The sequence below is a fragment of the Rathayibacter sp. AY1D5 genome (genome assembly GCF_002932515.1).
GTDB lineage: Bacteria > Actinomycetota > Actinomycetes > Actinomycetales > Microbacteriaceae > Rathayibacter.
The window spans coordinates 1-17,889 of record NZ_PSVU01000051.1 but is presented as its reverse complement, the minus strand read 5'-3'; the positions used below and the strand labels follow the sequence as shown (position 1 = coordinate 17,889).

The following is a 17,889-nucleotide window of genomic DNA, read 5'->3' as shown; positions in this document are numbered from 1 at the left end:
GCTCGAGCAGACACGGCCGCGGGCGTGATCGGCGTAGCGACGAGCCGTGCACCGGTCAGCGCAACTCGTGTGCGATCTCCAGGAACGCCGCCGCGGACGACCCGATGCGATCGGACCAGATGGCGCGGAGGGGTCGCACGAGTGCTGGTCCGCGGAGGGGCACTCGTATCAGTGAGCGCGCGGCGAGATCTGTTTCGACGGTGAGGATGCTCATGACTGCGGGCGCGATGCCGGCGCGGGCGTTCGCTCGGATGATCGCCGTCGTCTCCAGGATCGCGGCGGGAGTCGTGAGTGCGAGCCCGGCGTCGTGGAGCCATGCTTCGAGGGTCGTCCGGGTGCCGGAGCCTTCCTCTCGCGTCAGCAGTGCGGTCCCGGCCAACTCCTCGGCGCCGATACTCGCCGCGCGTGCCCAGGGGTGGTCCGGTGCCACGACGACAGCGAGTTCGTCCTCCGCGACCACGTCAGAGGAGAGCGTGGCCGTGGACGCTGGTGTCTCGACGAATCCGAGCTGCGCGGCACCGGATCTCACGAGCTCTGTGACCGTGGCTGAATTGCCGGCGATCAGCTGCACACTCACCTCGGGTGTGCGCTGTCGGAATTCGAGGAGCCAGCGTGGGAGCAGCAGTTCGGCGATGGTCTGCGACGCCGCGAGAACCAGTGAGCCGGTCGGCTGTCGCAGTGCTGCCGCGCCCGCCTCGAGGCGGCGGGACGCCTCGAGGACCGGGCCGGCCAGCTCGAGCACGAGCCGGCCCGCGTCGGTCATCAGGGACCCGGTCGGAGAGCGGCGCACGAGCGGCTGCCCGATGGCGCGCTCCGCGACCCGCAGACGCGCCGAGACGGCCTGCTGGGTGACGCCGAGGTCTTCGGCAGCGCGGGAGAGCGAGCCCGCCTCGGCGATGCGCTCGAGCACCTCCAGCGTGTCGAGATCCAGGATCCGGTCCGTCAATCGCCGCGTCGCCACAAGCACTCATTGTGCCCCGCCAAGACGATCGCTGTATCGGCTGGTGCCGGCGATGCTCAGGCTGGAGGCATGACAACTTTCTCCCCCGCCCGCGCATCTTCCTCGATCGGGCATCCTCCGCGGTCGAGGCGCTTGTTCCGGGAGTTGGAGCATCCGGGACTGATCGTGTCGAACCTGACGCCGAACTGGTTCGCGTCGATCATGGGCACCGGCATCGTCGCGGTCGCCGCCGCGTCCCTGCCACTCCAGTTCCCCGGACTCCGCACCGGGGCCACCGTCGTCTGGGCGATCGCCGCGCTGCTGCTCGTCGCGCTGACGGTCGCGACCGGGCTGCACTGGGTCCGCTACCGCGGTACAGCGGTGAGGCACCACCTGAATCCCGTGCTCTCGCACTTCTACGGCGCGCCGCCCATGGCGTTCCTCACTGTCGGCGCGGGAACCCTCCTCCTCGGCAAGGACTGGATCGGCCTGCCGGCCGCTGTCACCATCGACTGGGTGCTCTGGGGTGCGGGGACTCTCGGCGGGCTGGTGACGGCGGTCCTGGTGCCCTACCTCGCGTTCACCCGGCATGAGAACAAGCCCGATTCGGCGTTCGGCGGCTGGCTGATGCCGATCGTTCCGCCGATGGTGTCCGCTTCCACCGGCGCACTGCTGCTGCCGTACGCGCCCGCCGGGCAAGCGCGGGAGACGCTCCTGTGGTCCTGCTACGGCTTCTTCGGCCTCAGCCTGGTCGCGTCGCTGGTGGTGATCACCCTGATCTGGAACCGGCTCGCGCAGCACAAGGTCGGAGCGGCGGGGATGGTGCCGACGCTGTGGATCGTCCTCGGTCCGGTCGGACAGTCGATCACCGCCGTGAATCTGCTCGCCTCGAACGCGCCCACCGTCGTGGACGCCGGCATGGCGCGTGCGCTGCTGGTCGTGGCTCTGGTGTACGGCTTCGCGATGCTCGGCTTCGCACTGCTCTGGACCGTCATCGCCCTCGCGATCACCCTCCGCACCGCGAAGGAGCACCTGCCGTTCAGCCTGACGTGGTGGTCGTTCACGTTCCCCGTCGGCACCTGCGTCACCGGACTGAACGGCCTCGCCCTGCACTCCGGTCTCACGGTTGTCGCCGGCCTCGCGGTGCTCTACTACGTCGGCCTGGTCGCCGCGTGGATCATCGTCGCCGCCCGCACGTTCCACGGTTCCGTGATCCGCGGAACCCTGCTCGCACCACCGCGGCCGGCCTGACCGGGATCGAGGACCATCGTGGATGTCCGAAGCCTGAACGCCCTCGCCGAGACCTGGCGGAGTACCGCGGACGCGACCGGACGCTTCGTTCCGGGCTTCGATCCCCGCTCCGGCGGCACCGCCAGTCGCGTCCTGGTGCTGATGCAGTCACCCGGCCCTCGGACGATCGCCTCGGGATCCGCTGCCGTCTGCAGCGAAGACAACCTCGGGCCCACCGCCGCCGCGTTCCGGGCGGCCCGCATCGAGTCCGGACTCTCCCGCGACCACTACGTCCGGTGGAACCTCATCCCGTGGGAGATCCCTGGCCGCGTCCGCCCCGCGGACATCGAGCAGGGCCGGCTCGCGCTCGGTGAGCTGCTGGAGCTGCTGCCCGCGCTCGACGCCGTCGTCACCTACGGGACCGTGGCGCTCGACGGGGTCATGCGCTATCTGACCCTGCACGATGATCCCCGTGTCGTCCCCGTCCTCGCGGCACCGCACCCCTCACCGGCCAACGGGCGTCACCGCGCCGACCAGCACCTCCGCTCCGTGAACGCGCTCCGCCTCGCGAATCGTCTCGGATCCGGTCGGCGAGTCGCAGACTGACGGCACTGAAGGGAGACGTCCGCGTCTCGGTCGTCACCGGTCGCCGTATCCGATGAGGTGTTGATCTCAGACGGCCCCCGTCCTCGAACCGCTGACGGGAACGGCCTGGTCGTCCACGACGTCGACGGTGTACGCCGCGCCGTGCTCGAGCGTGTGGCCGACGGTGCACTGGCGGTCGACCGCCCGGTGGGTGCGCTCGGACAGTGAGGCGATCCGCTCGGGATCGAGCGCCGACAGGTCGGCGCGGATCACGGCGGCGATCGAGTCGTAGCGGTCCTCCCCCTCGGGCTTGGTCGCGGTGATGTCGGTGGTCGCTTCGAAGTCGGCTCCGAGCCGGCTGGCGAGGATGTGGTCCGAGGAGAGCATGCCGCAGGCGGCGAGGGCGAGGTGCAGCAGCTCGCCGGGCGAGAACACGCCGTCGGCGTCCGACCCGCCGATGCGGACCTCGGCTCCTCGCGCGTTGCGGCCGATGAAGCTTCTCGGGCCCTCGCGGGTGATGTGCAGCGGCGTGGTCTCGGTGCTCATGGTCTGCTCCTGTCCGGTGCCCGCGGCACCGCGGGCAGTGACGGTGTCTCCTGCGGGTGGGCGGTGTCTCAGGTGTCGGTGCGGACGAGGGGGGAGTTCGTGCCGCGGACCCTGATGTCGACGCCGGTGATCTCCGACCGGGCGACGCCCGTGGACGCCGCCAGGTCGACGGCGCGCCGCCCGGCCGCCGTCCAGGTGGCGACGGTGATCGTGCTGCCGTCTGTGCGGGTGATCACGAGTTCGTACTCCGCGTCGGCGGGCGCATCACCACTGTAGGTGCAGCTCCACTCCAGCCGGGTGCCCCACGGCTTCCCCTCGACCTGGATGTCCGCAGCGAGAGCGGGATCGGCCGCGATCGGGTCCATCGGTTCGAGGGTCGCCTCGCTCGCCACGGGAGCGCCCGCGATGCCCGTGCCGAGAGCGACACCTCCGAAGACGGAGGCGGTGACGGCGGCCGCGACGGCGAGGGACGTCACCAGCCGGCGCCGACGTCGGCGCGTCCGGACACGGTGGGCGATGGCGGGCAGCGTCACCATCGACGGCGGCGCCTCCTCGCCGTCGTCCGATGCGCTGATGGCGAGACCGTCCTCGACGGAGAGGCGGCCGACGATGCCGGGCAGTCCTGCCAGCTCTGCCACGGCCGCGCGGCAGGCCGCGCAGCCGCTGAGGTGCTGCTCGTACTCGAGTCGCTGATCTGCGGGGAGAGCGCCGAGGACGTAGGACGCGTCCCAGTCGCGGTACTCGTCCTCCGTCGCAGAGCTTCCGTGGTGGTCGTTCATCGGGTGACGCCCCTTTCCTGCAGAGCCAGTCGCAGTCCGCGCAGTCCGTAGTGCAATCGAGATTTCGCTGTTCCCTCGGGGATGGAGTGCCGGCGGGCGATCTCGGGGACGGTGTGTCCGAGGAAGTACGCGTCCACCACGATCTGACGATGCTCCACCGACAGCGATGCGAGAGCGTCGGCGACCAGGATGCTGTCCAGGACCGCGTCGGTGCGATCGGGGACGGCGCCGCCGCCGTCCTCGTCCTTCGCCGGCACCTCGCGTCGGCTCCGAGCGGATCGGGCGTCGTCGATGACGAGGTTGCGGGCGACGGTGAACAGCCACGCGCGAGCGGCGTCGGCGTCGCGTTCGAGGACCTGCGGGCGCTGCCAGGCCCGGACCATCGTCTCCTGCACGACGTCCTCCGTCAGCGCCGCGTTCCGAGTGAGGTTCTGCACGAAGCGCCGCAAGGCCGGGCCGTGACTCTCGTACAGCGCCGCCAGGAGCTCATCGACGGGGCGGGGCACAACGCTCACCGCCTCGAAGCGCCACGGTGCGCTCCCTCATCACGGTTGCTGCGATCACTGCCGGTCATCCCTTCCGTCCATGCCTGTCGAGAACCGGCGACCCGGCCCGACGATGCGCTTCGCTGCGCGGGGACGGGTCGCCGTCGCATCAGGACGCCGGGGTGGCGGTGCTCATGGCCGCGGCTTCCTTGTTCATCGTGCCGTCAGGGAGGAGGACGTACCAGGCGTCCTTCACACCCTGCCCGTTGACCTGGCCCGGCGCGGTGTCCTTCGCGAACCGGTAGACCGGCCATCCGTCGACGGTCAGCTGGGTCGTCCCGTCGGTGCGCGTGATCGAGCCGACCTCTCCGGTGATCCCGTCCGCGGCGGTCGTGCTGGACGCCGTCACGGCCGGCCAGGTCGTGGCGCACTCGTCGTAGCAGCTGCTGCTGCCCGAGTTCTGCGTGTCCTTCATGAACGTGTAGACGGTGTAGCCGGCCTCGTCCGTGATGATCTCGCCCAGCGGCGAGGACGCCGTCGTGAGAGCCGCCGTCGCAGCGGAGGCGGTCGCGGTGGCGGAGGCCATCGCGGTGGCGGAGGGGCTGTCGGCCGGCGCTTCCGACGAGGCGGCCGAGCCGGCGGCCGTCGAGCATCCGGCGAGAAGGACGGCGGCGAACGCCGCAGTCGTCACAGTGGTCGCGATTCGCTTGAGCATGATGCCTCCTGTAGTGCGGGGGCCGAGGTGGTCCCACCGAGGACACGACACAGCAGTCGCGGACGTTCAACGACGCGAGAAGATCGCTGGGAGAGCATCCGCGCAGCGGGCGGATTCAGTGAGAGCGACGATCCGTTGCGCGCTCCTTCGCGTGAAGGCCCGAGGCCGCGCGCTGCTCTCCACGGCGGCGTGCGAGCAGTGATCGACCATGTGCGCGACGGCTGCGGCCTGCCCGGCCGCCCGCGCGGCAGCGGTGGCGGCCCGCTCGCCCGCCTGCGTCGCGGCGCGGGCTGCGGCGTGCGCCGTGAAGGCCACCGTGCGGCACTCGGTCATCGGAGCCTCACCCCGCCCCCAGGCGAGGAGGACGTCGAGCGCGCGCCGGGGCCGGGCATTGTCCGGGTCCCGCTCCTCGAACGCGGGGAGGGCGCGCTCCGCGCACTCCGCCGCCCACCGCGCGAGCGCCCGGTGGACCTCCGGCTCCGGATCCGCCCAGGCCGGCTCCTCCGCTCCGCTCACGGGTCTTCCTCCGATTCCGGAGCTCAGCTGGCTCTTCCCAGATGAGGGTGCAGGTCGGCCGGGAGCGTCGGTCCGCAGATAGACGTCGAGGTCACCCGACGACGGAGGTTCCTACGCCATCCGTCCGAAAGACCTCGACGTGACCGACGCTACCCCGCCGGCCGGCTTCGGCCGCCCTGACCTGACCGCCTTCGCGTCTCATCCCAGTCGACCCTGATCGAGTCTGCTGACCCCCTCGTCGAGAACGCAGCGACATCACAGCCACCCAACCCCGACCGTCAGGGAAGCCGGGACACGTCACATGACCTGTGCTGCGGGCGTGTCGAGTGGGTCGTCCAGGGGCGACGCAGGAGCGTCGACGCGACGTGCTGAGAGGTGGTTCCAGTCGAGCGCTAGGACACCGGCTACAGGCATGGCGATAGGTCAGGAACGGCGTCGCTCCCTGCGCAGGAGGGAGCGCAGAGTCTCGGCATTCGCGTAGCCGACCCGTAGCGCGATCTCGGCGGAGGTGAAGTCCGTGGTTGCTGAGAGGTGCCGAGCTCGTTCGATGCGAAGCCGTTGGACGAAGCCGAGCGGAGTGAGGTTGAGCGCCGCACGGACTCGTCGTTCGAGGGTGCGCCGGCTGGTGCCGAGCGACTGCGCGACGAAGGCGACGTTGAACGGTTCGTCCAGGCGGGCGCGCACGAAGCGTTCGAACTCGACGACGATCGGGTCCTCGTGCCGGAGATGGTCGTAGGCGACGAAGGCCGCCTGAGACGGACGCTCGTCGATGATGAGGAGCTTGGCGACATGTTGGGCCAGGTCGGGGCTGATCGATCGCACGAGTGAGAGTGCGAGGTCGATGTGGGCGAACGCGGCGCCGGCGGTGACGAGGTTCCCGTCGACCACGACCATGGTGTCGAGATCGAGGGCGACGGTCGGATAGCGCTTCAGGAACTCCGGCCCCAGGAACCAGCTGGTCGTCGCCCTCCGATGATGCATCCGTCCGGTCTCGGCGACAGCGAACACGCCGGTGCACGCCGCGGCGATCCGGGTGGTCGCCTCGTCGAGGCGCCCGAGCGAGGCGATGACCGAACGAGCATCTCGGCTCTGGAGGACGTCGTTGGTAGCGGCGGCCGCAAGGGTTCCAAGCGCAGGGACGACGACCACGTCGAACTCTCCGGACTCCGACAGCGGGTGGTCCACCGACAGGGTCATCGATGCCGTCGTGGTCACTCGCCGTTTCGGTCCGAGGATGGCGAGTTCGATCGGGTCGATCCGCGGGTCGACATCGCCGCGGGCTCCGTCGGCCACCCGCACGATGTCGATGATCGACGCGATAGCCGAACCGAAGCAGCCGTCGATCGCGATCAGCCCGATACGCATGACGTAAACAATAGCAATACTGCCGTATACGCCACTCCCCACCGGCCCTCGCTCGTCATACGCTGAACTCGTCCCACGAAGAACCCCGACGTCAAGGAGAGTCCCTCATGTCCACACCCGCATCACTTCCGTATGCCTTCGTCGCCAAGATCGTCGCGGCCGATGGACAGCACGACGCGGTCGCCGATCTGCTCGCCGGCGCTGTCGCACTCGCCAACGAAGAAGTAGGAACGATTGTCTGGTTCGCGGTCAGGACCCACGCCGACACCTTCTGGATCTTCGATGCATTCCCCGACGAAGCCGCTCGCGACGCCCACGCCAACGGCGCCATCGTCGCAGCCCTGATGGCCAACCAGCACCTCCTCGGCGCAGCACCCGAGATCCTGGCGGCCGACGTCCTCGCGTCCAAGCTCCCGTAGTCCGCCAACGCACGAGACGATCGCGCCCCGCCGAGCCGTCGCCAGGTCGAGACGCAACGCCACGCTGCGTTGCCGAGCGGTGCGAGGCCTATCGGCACACGGACAGGATGCCGGCCGCGAGCGCTCAGCCGGCGAGGGGTCCGTCGCAGAGGAGAGCGACGTCGGTGTCGGGCAGAGCCGTGAGGCCAGCGCATCGCGCGACCGCCAGAACGGTTCGCCGGAGCCGCCTGTCGGAATCGAACGGACGACCTCATCACGTCGGCTTTGCGTCTATCGCTTGATGCGCCCACTGGGCGAACGAGCCGCTGACCTGCGCAAACGCCGAGCGTGGAGGACGCCGCCATCCGGTGGTGACCGACGACGACCGACCAGTACCGACCGTTTCACCGGAGCTTGCGGCGGCGTCGAAGCCGAGCAAGCTCCATTCTTCTAGCTCACCGCGCCCTCCTCCTCGCCGGCCCCGTCGTCGGCGAAGACGTTTCAGGGGTCTTCTCAGATGACGGTGTAGGTCGGCCGGGAGCGTCGGTCCGCAGATAGACGTCGAGGTCTCCCGACGACGGAGGTTCCTACGCCATCCGTCCGAAAGACCTCGACGTGACCGACGCTACCCCGCCGGCCGGCTTCGGCCGCCCTGACCTGACCGCCTTCGCTCGACTCGACGGCCTCGGTCTGCACACCGGCGCGGACCTGCTCACCGACAAGCAGAGCGACAGGCTACGCGCGCTGTTCGTTGATGACGCTCACGTCGAGGTCGAGGCGACCTGGGGTGTCTACCAGCGCATGATCGCCGCCTATCGCCACGAGGACCGGCAACGTGGCCGCGAGCTCATGAAGAAGCTGATCACCGACCTCAGCGCCGGCGTCCCCAAGGTGCTCACCGAGCTCACCACCCTGGGCCGGACCCTGAAGAAGCGAGCCGCTGACGTGCTCGCCTACTTCGAACGACCCGGCACCAGCAACGGGCCGACCGAGGCGCTCAACGGAAGGCTCGAACACCTGCGCGGCTCCGCACTCGGGTTCCGCAACCTGACCAACTACATCGCCCGAAGCCTGCTCGAGACCGGCGGCTTCAGACCCCAACTCCTACACCCCCGATGGGGATGAGCCGCTCAGCTCCGGCGCGGCCGCCCCGTGAAGTGCTTCACCCCGTAGACCAGGAGGAGCAGGATGCCGCTCAGCTGCAGGGCGAGCGAGAAGCCGGAGGCGAATTCACCGGCCGGCCACACCAGCCTCAGCACCAGCGCGACGAACATCGCTGTGACCCCGACGACGAACAGGACTCGATTCCGCATCCGTCGAGTCGACCATCCGCACGCGCATCGGGGCCAGCCGGACGGCTCAGCTCAGGCGCTCGGTCAGGTGGACGGTGACGACGTCGCCGAGGTCCTTGCCGATCGTCTTCCGCAGTTTCGCGCTGATCGACAGCATGTGACCGCCGGCGCCGGTCGGCAGCAGGCCCGCGGTCACCGGCTCGCCGTCGACGGTGGCGACCACCTTCACGGACCTCCCTGTGCCGAGCAGCTCGACGGAGCCGGGCACCTCGACGCACGACCAGAGGTCGCCCTTCACGGTGACGCCGATCGGGGCGGTGAAGGCGAGGTCCAGGGGGCCGGCGCTCATGCGCTCTCCTCCGCGGACGCCGCGCTCTCGCCGGAGGAGTCCTGCCCGCTGTACCGGTCGAGGATCTCGTCGTACATCGCGGCGTCGAGCAGACCATCGGACAGGGCCCGGCGGACCTCCTCGAACTCCCCCGGGTCGAGGGTCGTCCAGTCGAAGCCGTCACTCGGCGATCCGGACCGGTAGCGCCAGCGGCCGAGCTCGTCGACGGCCTGCTCCCGCGTCAGCTCCCCCGCGGCGAAGCGCTGCGCGATCCCGTACGGTGTCGGGCCGGAGAAGCCGGAGCGCACGTGCGGCAGCGCGGCGGCCCCCTCGATCCCGTCGGACACCTCGTCGATCGACATGCGGACCCCTCCCGTCCGAGGGTCCACCGACCCTCCCGTCGACCCTACGACGAGACGTCGCATCCCGGTCGGGCCGGGCGACGCGCACTGCCCTCGACAGGCGGCTACCGTTCCTCCATGACCGGACGCGCCGCTACGTCCCGGCACGAGTTCCGCGTCGACTCGCGCACGCTCGTCGCCCACGACTTCCTCGGCACTCGAGCCCCCAGGGCTGCAGTCGTCTGGTGCGGAGGGACACCGCACACCGGCGCACTCCTCGCTCCCCACGTCGACGCCGCTGCGGCGCGCGGCATCCGGCTCGTCTCCGTCGCCCGTCCCGGCTTCGGCGGCTCGATGCGGGCTCCCGGACGGAGCATCGCGGACGCGGCCGCCGATGTGCTCCGCGTCGCCGACCTGCTCGGGATCGAGCGCTTCGTGGTGACGGGCTACTCCGGCGGCGGCCCGCACGCACTGGCCGTCGGGGCTCTCGGAGGTGATCGCGTCCGGGGCGTCGCGACGTTCGGCAGCCCGGTGCCCTTCAGTGACGACGGAGCGTGGTTCGACGGCATGCAGGATCCGGGCGCTCTCCGCAGCGCGCGCGACGGCCGGGCTGCGCGCGAGGAGTGGGAGGAGACGGCCCGCTTCGATCCGGAGCAGTTCACCGGTGACGACTACTCGGCCCTCGACGGCCCGCTGACGGCGCTCGGCGCAGAGGCCGGACGCGCCGCGGAGCTCGAACAGGGCGGGAGCGTCGACGACGACCTCGCCCTCGTCATGCCCTGGGGAGTCGACCTCTCGCGCCTCACCGCGCCGGTCCTCCTCCACCACGGCGCGGCGGACAGGGTGGTCCCGGTGGCCCACGCGGAGCGGATCCGCCGCCTCCACCCGGCTGCGGAGCTCACGATCCGGCCCGGTCGAGGCCACATCGGCGTCCTGCTCGACTGGCCGGACGTCCTCGACCGCCTCCTCGCGGACGGGACCCCCGGGGACCGCCCCGGCAGCGGAGGCTGAGCGTCTCATCGCGGCCGGCAGCGGATCCGACGCGCAAGGTGGGCCTGGAAGGGCCACGCTTCGGGAGGGCTCCCTCCGCGAGGATCACGGCATGGCCCCCCACACGGATCCCCGCCGATGACTCTGCAGGACCTCGCCGACGAGCTCGCCCAGGCTCTCGACCGCCCGGTGACGATCGAGGACGCCTCGAGCCGGGTGCTGGCCGCGACGCGCGCGCGCGAGGAGGCGCCTCACGACGGGGTGTTCCCCGTCCAGGATCCGCGGGGCCGGCTCGCGACCCTCCTCCTCCCCCGGGAGCGGCCCGCGCCGCTCACTCCGGCCGAGTACTCGCTCATCGATGCGGCCGTCGGAGCGATCCGCCGCCTCCTCGGCCCCTCGACGCGGGCGGGCGGCAGCTCCCGGCGCGCAGACGTCCTCGCGGCGCTCCTGTCGGGCGACGGCGGCACCAGGCGCGCCTCCTTCGCCGAGGCGGTCGAGCGCCGCTGGCTGCGCCGGGACGCCCAGACCGTGGTCCGCGCGGTGCGGCTGAACGGCCCGACCGGCTCCCTCCAGCGGACGGCGCTGGCGCGGCGGATCGACGCGAGCGCGGCCTCAGGTCTGACGTTCCTCGGCGACCAGGAGGGCGTGCTGTTCTTCGTGAGCGTGGAGGCGCCCGAGGCCGCCGCGGAGGCGGACGACGTCCTGCGGGCGGAGGCGCGCGGCCGCGGCACGGCCGTCGACGCGATCGGCTCGGCCCGCTTCGACGTCCGCGACGACGACCTCCTGCCGACCGCCGAGCGGGCCGCCCTCGCGGCGACCATCGTCGGCTCCCTGCCCGACGGCCGCGGCCGGGCCGACATCGCCGAGCTCGGGGCGTGGGTGCTCCTCGCCTCGATCGGGGCGGACAGCTCGCAGCTCGCCATGCTCTCGCCGGCCGCGGCGACGCTGCTCGAGCGGGGCGACGAGGTGCAGCGGCGGACCGTGGAGGCCTACCTCGACGTGCGCGGCAGCGTGCGGGAGGCGTGCGGGCTCCTCCACATCCACCGCACCACGCTCTACTACCGCCTCGACAACCTGCCCGAGGCGGTCCGGGAGGCGCTCGACGACGGCCTCGCCCGCAGCACGCTGCACCTCTGCCTCAAGCTGATGAAGTTCCGCGACGGGCTCGAGCGGCGGCGGGCCTCGTGACCGTGGCCGGAGACCTCCCGCAGGTCCGCCTCTACGGGCGGCGCGAGAGCCGCGACGCGTGGGAGATCCGCGACCTCCTCTCGCGCAGCGTCGTCTCGTTCTCGTGGACGCCGATCGACACGGACGAGCAGTGCCTCGCCGTCGCCGGGCACCCGCTCGCCACCGCGTCACTCCCCCTCGTGGTGTTCCCGGACGGCAGCCGCGCCTCCGATCCGACGCTCGCCGAGGTCGCGGCCCGGCTCGGCTGGGTCGGCTCGCCGCGGCTCGCGGAGTACGACCTCTCCATCTACGGAGCCGGTCCGGCCGGGCTCTCGGCCGCCGTGTACGCCGCCTCGGAGGGGCTGAAGGTCGTGGTCCTCGAGCGCTCGGCCATCGGCGGGCAGGCCGGCTCGAGCAGCCTGATCGAGAACTACCTCGGCTTCCCGCACGGGATAGCGGGAGCCGATCTGGCCGAGCGCGCGCGGCAGCAGGCCGTCTCGTTCGGCGCCGAGCTGCTGCGGATGCGCGAGGGGATCCGCGGGCGCTTCGCCGACGACCGGATCCACGCGCTGCTCGCCGACGGGACGACCGTCGTCGCCCGCACCAACATCTGCGCCACGGGCATCCAGTGGCGCCGGCTCGGCCTCGAGCGCGAGGACGAGCTGCTCGGCGTCGGCCTCTACTACGGTGCCGGCACGAGCGAGGCGCCGCTCTGCGAGGGCGAGGACGTCGTGGTCGTCGGAGGCGGCAACTCGGCCGGGCAGGCCGTGATGAACCTCTCGGCGCACGCGCGGCACGTGACCATGCTGGTCCGCGGCCCGGATCTGGCCGACAGCCTCTCCTCCTACCTCGCGGAGCGCGTCGTCCGGCAGCCGAACGTGACGATCCTGCTCGACTCCCGCGTCACCCGCATGCACGGCGCCGACGCCCTCGAGTCGATCGAGGTCGAGAACTCGGCGACCGGCGCGCACGGGGCGCTGGCCACCTCCCACCTCTTCGTCTGCATCGGGGGCGAGCCGGACACGACGTGGGCGGCGGAGACCGCGATCGTCCGCGACTCCGGCGGCTACCTCGTGACCGGACCGGATCTCGCCGGTGAGCACGCGGCTCGCGACTGGCCGCTCGAGCGGGCGCCGTTCTACCTCGAGACCAGCGTCCCCGGCTCCTTCGCCGCGGGGGACGTGCGCCGCAGCTCGGTCAAGCGCGTCGCCTCCGCCGTCGGCGAGGGCGCGATGGCCGTCACCTTCGCCCACCGCCACCTGCAGGAGACCTCGTGAGCCGCCGGCTGCCGACGGTGCGCCACGGCGTCGGCTTCTGGATCGTCGCCGCGACCTTCCTGCTCGTGATGGCGTACTCGACGGTGCCGACTCCGCTCTACCCGCTCTACCAGCAGCTCGACGGCTTCCCGCCGTTCGTGATCACCGTCGTCTTCGCCGCCTACGCGGTCGGAGTGATCGTGAGCCTGTACCTCGCCGGTCACGTCAGCGACTGGCTCGGCCGCCGCCGAGTGCTGCTGATCGCGGTGCTCGTCTCGGCGGTCTCGGCCGTGCTCTTCTCGCTGACGACGGAGGTGCCGGGGCTGATCGTCGCCCGCTTCGTCAACGGCGTCAGCATCGGGATGCTCACCGCCACCGCGACCGCCCATCTGGGCGAGCTGCGCGCCCGCGCCCGGCCCGACGAGAACACGATCGTCGCCGCGTCGATCTCGGGCGCGGTGAACCTCGGCGGACTCTCGCTGGGCCCGCTGCTCGGAGGGGTCTTCGCCGAGTTCCTGCCCGATCCGCTCCTCCTGCCGCACCAGGTGTTCCTGGTCGCGCTGCTCGTGGCGGGCCTGGCGCTGCTCCTCGTGCCCGAGACGGTCGACGTGCCGGAGACGGCGCCCGCCTACCGGCCGCAGCGGCTCTCGGTGCCGGCGGACGCGCGCCGGGCGTTCCTGCTCGCGGCGTTCGGAGCGTTCTCGGCCTTCTCTGTCCTCGGCCTCTTCACCTCGCTCGCACCGACGTTCCTGGTGCAGACCTTCCAGGTGCGCGACCACCTGCTGGCCGGCGCGACGTCCTTCGCCGTGTTCGCCTCCGCGGCCCTCGGCCAGCTGCTGCTCGTGAAGGTGGGGACGCGCCTGCAGCTCTCGATCGCGGTGGCGGGCTGCGCGGTCGGGCTCGCGGCGGTCGCGGCCGGAGCGATCGCTCCGCAGCTGGGAGTGTTCCTCGCCGGCGCCGTCGTCTCGGGCTTCGGGGTGGGGCTGCTCTTCAAGGGGTCGATCGGCACAGCGGTCGCCCTCGCGGATCCCGCCCGCCGGGGCGAGACCCTGGCGGTGGTGTTCCTGGTCGCGTACACGGGACTCGCGGTGCCCGCACTGGCGGCGGGAGCGGCGCTCGACCTCGTCGCCGCGACGATCGTGCTGACGGTGTTCGCGGCGCTCGTGCTGGCGGCGACCGCGACGGCCGGCGTGCTGCTGCGCGCCCGCAGCGCGGCGGCCGGGCGATGAGCGGCGGAGCGGGGCGGCGCTGCGGGGTGCGGGCCGACGGCCGTCCGGGTGCCGGCCGCGTGCACCCCGGACGGCCGCCCGCCGCGTCAGAAGTCCTCGCGCCGCTCCTGCTCGGCCTCGGCGGCCGGCTCGAGCGCGGCGAGATCCCCGAGCGCGAGGCGCAGCTGGCGCAGCAGCCACTCCTCGGTCAGCGCACCCGCGTCGAGCGCGTCCAGCCGGCGGAGGCGCTCGGCGGCCGACCCGGTGAGGTCGGCGGGCGTCCCGGCGAGGTCGGCGGGCGTCCCGGCGCTCATGCGCCGTACCCCGCTCCGCGGAGCAGGCGGCGCAGGTCGACGAGCTGCTGCTCGTCCACGTCCTTGTGGTGCGGCCGGTGGAGGGTCTCGGTCGTCGAGCCGACCGTCACCGAGAAGGCGCCGTCGTGCTTCTCGTGGACGGTGCCGACGGCCTCGAGCAGCGTCAGCACGTCCGCCCAGAGGACGTTGTGGCTCGGCGAGTCCTCGAGCAGCCGCTCGAGGGTGTCTCGCTGGTTCGAGTGGAGGTGGCGGGTGTCGGTCATGAACGGCCCTTCGGTGTCTGCGCACGCGCCCCGGTGGCGGTGCTCGGCGTCGCGTCCGACGGTAGGCGCGCGGGTGGAGCCGGTGCGCGAGTCGGATGACTCGAAGAGCGGACGCCGCGGGGCGGCCCCGCGAGAGGTGCGGTCCCCGCGAGAGGTGCGGCCGTGAATCCGGAGCCGGGCGACCGCCTCGACGAGGAGGAGCATCCCCGCACGCCCGCGCTGCCCGAGGCCGCCGTCTCCGCCGCGTCGCTCCCCGACCGTCCGGCCGCGTTCCTCAACGCCCTCCTGACCGAGCACTTCGTCCTGGAGTCGGCGCGCGGCATCACCGTGACGGAGTCGAGCAGCCGCGCCTCGCTCTACCTGACGATGCTCTCCAGCTCGCTCGTGGCCTTCGGCTTCCTCGCCCCGACCCGGTACGCGATGGGGTTCCTCGCGGTGATCATCCCGGTCGTCGTGCTGCTGGGGGTGTTCACCTACGAGCGGCTGGTGCAGACCTCGATGGAGGACATCGCCGCGCTGACGGCCATCCAGCGCATCCGTCGCTACTACGGGACCCTGCTGCCGGGCGCGGGCGCCTACTTCGCGGTGCCGCGCGGCCGACACGCGCCGAACGAGCTGCTCGAGATCGGCCGGCGGCAGAGCTGGCGGGGCATCTTCTTCACGATGTCCTCGGCGATCGCGGTGGTCAACTCGATCGTGGCGGGCGCCGGAGTCGCGCTCGCGCTGACGCAGAGCGGCGCGGACGAGGTCCCCGCGATCGCGTGCGGGATGGCGGCCGCGGTCGTTCTCGCGGTGCTGCACGGGGTGTACCAGTTCCACCGCTACCGGCAGATGCGGCTGCGGATCGCCGAGGCGGAGGCGCTGGACGGGGTCGACAGGGGGTGACGGGGCGGGGCCCGGCCGGCGGGGTACGGAGCTGACGGGCGCCGTTCAGACGCGGCGTCGGCCGCCGGCTGGTCAGCTGGCTCCGACCTGCTCCCGCGACTGCTCCCGTGACTGATCAAGAGTTGTCGCACTCGACGCCCAGTGCGACGACTCCTGGACTCTCGTGGCGATCGCTCCTCGGCGGGCCGCCGCGACCATCCAGAAGTCGCCGTAGTCGGTCGCGAGTACGGCGACTCCTGGCTACTCGCCGGCTGTGGACAAGCGTTGGGCGTCGGCGGCTCCGACGGCCGCGACTGCTCGAGAGTTGTCGCAGTCGACGCCCAGTGCGACAACTCCTGGACTCTCGTGGCGATCGCTCCTGGGCGGGCCGCCGCGACCATCCAGAAGTCGCCGTTGTCGGTCGCGAGCACGGCGACTTCTGTCTGCACGCCGCCTGCGGACGTGCGCAGGGAGCCGGCGGCCGGCGACTGTCCAGGAGTTGTCGCAGTCGATGCCGAGTGCGACAACTCCTGGACTCTCGCGAAAGTCCTGCGCTCTCGCGGAGGCGCGGCGCTCAGCCGCGCTCGGCGCGCTCGGCGAGGAGGTACTGCCAGTCGCGCGGCACGCGGTCCTTCGGCCCCGGGGTGGTCTGGCTCGCCGGGTGGCTCTTCGGGTCGGCCAGTGCGGGGCCGTCGGCGTAGTCGTCGGTCCGGTAGTCCCAGAACCAGTCCTCGCCGGGCTCGAAGCTGCGGATGACCGCGTGGCCCGTCGAGTGGTAGTGGGCCGTCGCGTGGCGGTTCAGCGAGTCGTCGCAGCAGCCGATGTGCCCGCAGAGCGCGCAGCGGCGCAGGTGCAGCCACCACGAGCCGGACTGCTCGCACTCGACGCAGCCGGGGCCGCTCGGCGGGACGGAGGGGTCGATCATCTGCTGCGACGTCATGCGCTCAGCATGCGCCTCCCGCGGCGGCAGGCACCAGGTCGGATGACTCGATCCTGCGGCTCCGTCATGCGCTCCGGGCGTCCTCGAGGCTGAGGAGCGCGTCGCGGAGCCCGGCCCGCGAGGTCACCCCGAGCTTGGGGAAGATCCGGTACAGGTGCCCGCTGACGGTGCGGGGCGAGACGAAGAGCTGCTGGGCGATCTGCTTGTTCGACAGGCCGGCAGCGGCCAGAGAGACCACGCGCCGCTCCTGCTCGCTGAGGTCGGCGGCGACCGGCGCCTCCCCCGCTCCGCCCGCCGCCCGCAGCTCGTGCTGGGCGCGGGCGAGCCAGAGCTCGGCCCCCACCGCGGCGAATCCCGCGGCGGCCTGGCGGAACCGGGTGCGCGCCTCCAGCGGGCGCATCCGGCGGCGCAGCCACTCGCCGTGGCAGAGCTGGACGCGCGCCCGCTCGAACGGCCACTCCTCGGAGGCCGGGTCGAGGGAGCGCTCGAAGAGGGCGCCCGCGCCGCCGGTCTGATCGAGGACCGCGGTCGCCGCGAGGGCGAGCATCCGCCCGCGGGGAGCGAGGGGCCGCGCGGCGAGGTCCGCCGCGGCCGTCGCCAGCTCTGCGCAGTGCTCGGGCAGGCGGAGGCGCGAGGCGGCCTCGGCTGCGTCGAGGAGCTCCAGCGGATCGCCGCCGGCGCGGGAGGAGGAGCGGGCGTGCGCCTCCTCGAAACGGCCGCCGCCGAGGTCGAGCGAGCACAGGGCGTGATCGGCGGCGCGCGCGACCGACGCCGCTCCGTGCCGCAGCGCCCAGGCCGTCGCGCGCTCGGCGCACTCGAGGGTGCGTGCGCGGTCGCCCTGCACGGCGTGGACCCGGGCTCGAGTCGCGTCGATCAGCGCGCGCACGGCGGGCAGGTCGTCGGCGCGGGCGGCCGCGCGGTCGAGGTCGGCCGAGGCGTCGTCGAGGCGACCGCCGTCGAGTGCGGTGGTGCCGCGACGGAGGAGGGCGAGGGCGCCGGGCAGGCCGTCCGCCTCCTCCCCGCCGTCGAGGAGCCCGGCGAGGCGGTCGCGGCGCTCGTCCGAGACCTCGAGCAGCGACCAGGCGAGATGCAGCGCGACCGTCTTCCACGGGTCGCCCGTGACCGCGGAGTCCTCGGCGAGCCGCAGGCGACCCTCCCACTCCTCGTCCGGGACCGGCCGCACGCAGGCCTCCACGAGGCGCAGGACGGGATCGAGGGGGTGCTCCTCGCCGACGGCGAGCGCCTCCTGCCACCACGCGGGATCGCCGCGGAGCATGCAGGCGAGGTGGAGGACGGTCGCCAGCAGGTCGACGGCGGCGTGAGGGGCGATGCGGTCGGCGGAGAGGCTGCCGGCGTCGTCGCGGGAG

General features: G+C 72.2%; 22 protein-coding genes and 1 pseudogene. 9 read left to right on the top strand and 14 right to left on the bottom strand.

Translation table 11 applies throughout. The features are described 5' to 3' along the window. Positions 1 to 55 precede the first annotated feature (55 nt). Positions 56 to 961 carry a LysR family transcriptional regulator gene (locus C5C82_RS14010; RefSeq protein ID WP_104257430.1) on the bottom strand — a complete coding sequence of 302 codons (906 nt, stop codon included), beginning with the start codon at positions 959 to 961 and terminating at the stop codon, positions 56 to 58. Between the two features lie 165 nt (positions 962 to 1,126). Between C5C82_RS14010 and C5C82_RS14005 the strand changes: the two genes are divergently transcribed. Both C5C82_RS14005 and C5C82_RS14000 read left to right on the top strand, forming a co-directional pair. After that, positions 1,127 to 2,191, top strand: coding sequence for a TDT family transporter (locus C5C82_RS14005; RefSeq protein ID WP_020624523.1), 1,065 nt, complete (start codon positions 1,127 to 1,129; stop codon positions 2,189 to 2,191). Between the two features lie 18 nt (positions 2,192 to 2,209). Then, positions 2,210 to 2,776, top strand: a complete 567-nt coding sequence (locus tag C5C82_RS14000) for a uracil-DNA glycosylase family protein (RefSeq protein WP_258065238.1) — start codon at positions 2,210 to 2,212, stop codon at positions 2,774 to 2,776. A 66-nt stretch (positions 2,777 to 2,842) separates the two neighbouring features. Here C5C82_RS14000 and C5C82_RS13995 read toward each other — a convergent pair whose 3' ends face one another. The 6 genes from C5C82_RS13995 to C5C82_RS13970 form a co-directional block, all read right to left on the bottom strand. Further along, complete coding sequence (locus C5C82_RS13995; protein WP_104263392.1) at positions 2,843 to 3,301, bottom strand: OsmC family protein; 459 nt, start codon at positions 3,299 to 3,301, stop codon at positions 2,843 to 2,845. A gap of 68 nt (positions 3,302 to 3,369) precedes the next feature. Continuing rightward, positions 3,370 to 4,080 carry an anti-sigma factor gene (locus C5C82_RS13990; protein ID WP_104292325.1) on the bottom strand — a complete coding sequence of 237 codons (711 nt, stop codon included), beginning with the start codon at positions 4,078 to 4,080 and terminating at the stop codon, positions 3,370 to 3,372. Next, on the bottom strand, positions 4,077 to 4,586 hold the full coding sequence (locus C5C82_RS13985) for a sigma-70 family RNA polymerase sigma factor (RefSeq protein ID WP_056865923.1): 510 nt from the start codon (positions 4,584 to 4,586) through the stop codon (positions 4,077 to 4,079). Before C5C82_RS13985 ends, C5C82_RS13990 begins: the two co-directional genes overlap by 4 nt. A gap of 148 nt (positions 4,587 to 4,734) precedes the next feature. Continuing rightward, positions 4,735 to 5,280, bottom strand: a complete 546-nt coding sequence (locus tag C5C82_RS13980) for a hypothetical protein (protein ID WP_104355242.1) — start codon at positions 5,278 to 5,280, stop codon at positions 4,735 to 4,737. Between the two features lie 66 nt (positions 5,281 to 5,346). Then, positions 5,347 to 5,796 (bottom strand): putative immunity protein, encoded by a 450-nt coding sequence (locus C5C82_RS13975; protein ID WP_104325624.1) that lies wholly within the window; start codon positions 5,794 to 5,796, stop codon positions 5,347 to 5,349. Positions 5,797 to 6,219: 423 nt separating this feature from the next. Beyond that, positions 6,220 to 7,161: a GlxA family transcriptional regulator gene (locus C5C82_RS13970; protein WP_104325625.1), complete on the bottom strand. Its 942-nt coding sequence runs from the start codon at positions 7,159 to 7,161 to the stop codon at positions 6,220 to 6,222. 107 nt (positions 7,162 to 7,268) lie between these two features. On the opposite strand from C5C82_RS13970, the gene C5C82_RS13965 reads away from it, so the two are divergent. Both C5C82_RS13965 and C5C82_RS13955 read left to right on the top strand, forming a co-directional pair. After that, entirely contained in the window at positions 7,269 to 7,580 is a 312-nt protein-coding gene (locus C5C82_RS13965) for a putative quinol monooxygenase (RefSeq protein WP_033107114.1), read from the top strand. A gap of 669 nt (positions 7,581 to 8,249) precedes the next feature. Next, positions 8,250 to 8,684, top strand: a pseudogene (locus tag C5C82_RS13955) (transposase); the annotation flags it as partial. Positions 8,685 to 8,689: 5 nt separating this feature from the next. On the opposite strand, the gene C5C82_RS13950 reads toward C5C82_RS13955, so the two are convergent. The 3 genes from C5C82_RS13950 to C5C82_RS13940 are packed head-to-tail and all read right to left on the bottom strand — an operon-like array spanning position 8,690 to position 9,541. After that, positions 8,690 to 8,872, bottom strand: a complete 183-nt coding sequence (locus tag C5C82_RS13950; RefSeq protein WP_104224784.1) for a hypothetical protein — start codon at positions 8,870 to 8,872, stop codon at positions 8,690 to 8,692. 46 nt (positions 8,873 to 8,918) lie between these two features. Further along, positions 8,919 to 9,200 (bottom strand): DUF1905 domain-containing protein, encoded by a 282-nt coding sequence (locus tag C5C82_RS13945; RefSeq protein ID WP_104292322.1) that lies wholly within the window; start codon positions 9,198 to 9,200, stop codon positions 8,919 to 8,921. After that, positions 9,197 to 9,541: a hypothetical protein gene (locus C5C82_RS13940; protein ID WP_104355241.1), complete on the bottom strand. Its 345-nt coding sequence runs from the start codon at positions 9,539 to 9,541 to the stop codon at positions 9,197 to 9,199. The genes C5C82_RS13945 and C5C82_RS13940 overlap by 4 nt, the downstream gene beginning before the upstream one ends. A gap of 117 nt (positions 9,542 to 9,658) precedes the next feature. Between C5C82_RS13940 and C5C82_RS13935 the strand changes: the two genes are divergently transcribed. From C5C82_RS13935 to C5C82_RS13920, 4 genes are all read left to right on the top strand, one after another. Continuing rightward, entirely contained in the window at positions 9,659 to 10,531 is an 873-nt protein-coding gene (locus C5C82_RS13935; protein ID WP_104355240.1) for an alpha/beta fold hydrolase, read from the top strand. A gap of 117 nt (positions 10,532 to 10,648) precedes the next feature. Next, positions 10,649 to 11,698 carry a helix-turn-helix domain-containing protein gene (locus C5C82_RS13930; protein ID WP_104355239.1) on the top strand — a complete coding sequence of 350 codons (1,050 nt, stop codon included), beginning with the start codon at positions 10,649 to 10,651 and terminating at the stop codon, positions 11,696 to 11,698. After that, entirely contained in the window at positions 11,695 to 12,954 is a 1,260-nt protein-coding gene (locus tag C5C82_RS13925; protein ID WP_181134449.1) for an NAD(P)/FAD-dependent oxidoreductase, read from the top strand. The genes C5C82_RS13930 and C5C82_RS13925 overlap by 4 nt, the downstream gene beginning before the upstream one ends. After that, positions 12,951 to 14,162, top strand: coding sequence for an MFS transporter (locus tag C5C82_RS13920; RefSeq protein WP_258066131.1), 1,212 nt, complete (start codon positions 12,951 to 12,953; stop codon positions 14,160 to 14,162). The genes C5C82_RS13925 and C5C82_RS13920 overlap by 4 nt, the downstream gene beginning before the upstream one ends. Before the next feature lie 86 nt (positions 14,163 to 14,248). Here C5C82_RS13920 and C5C82_RS13915 read toward each other — a convergent pair whose 3' ends face one another. Together C5C82_RS13915 and C5C82_RS13910 are read right to left on the bottom strand one after the other, a co-directional pair. After that, complete coding sequence (locus C5C82_RS13915; RefSeq protein WP_104355238.1) at positions 14,249 to 14,455, bottom strand: hypothetical protein; 207 nt, start codon at positions 14,453 to 14,455, stop codon at positions 14,249 to 14,251. Further along, positions 14,452 to 14,718, bottom strand: a complete 267-nt coding sequence (locus tag C5C82_RS13910; RefSeq protein ID WP_104257441.1) for a hypothetical protein — start codon at positions 14,716 to 14,718, stop codon at positions 14,452 to 14,454. The genes C5C82_RS13915 and C5C82_RS13910 overlap by 4 nt, the downstream gene beginning before the upstream one ends. Positions 14,719 to 14,880: 162 nt before the next feature. On the opposite strand from C5C82_RS13910, the gene C5C82_RS13905 reads away from it, so the two are divergent. Continuing rightward, complete coding sequence (locus C5C82_RS13905; protein ID WP_104355237.1) at positions 14,881 to 15,603, top strand: hypothetical protein; 723 nt, start codon at positions 14,881 to 14,883, stop codon at positions 15,601 to 15,603. 553 nt (positions 15,604 to 16,156) lie between these two features. Here C5C82_RS13905 and C5C82_RS13900 read toward each other — a convergent pair. Then, positions 16,157 to 16,522: a UBP-type zinc finger domain-containing protein gene (locus C5C82_RS13900; RefSeq protein WP_104355236.1), complete on the bottom strand. Its 366-nt coding sequence runs from the start codon at positions 16,520 to 16,522 to the stop codon at positions 16,157 to 16,159. 64 nt (positions 16,523 to 16,586) lie between these two features. Continuing rightward, the coding region (locus tag C5C82_RS13895; RefSeq protein ID WP_146085997.1) for a LuxR C-terminal-related transcriptional regulator at positions 16,587 to 17,889 on the bottom strand (1,303 nt) is incomplete at its 5' end.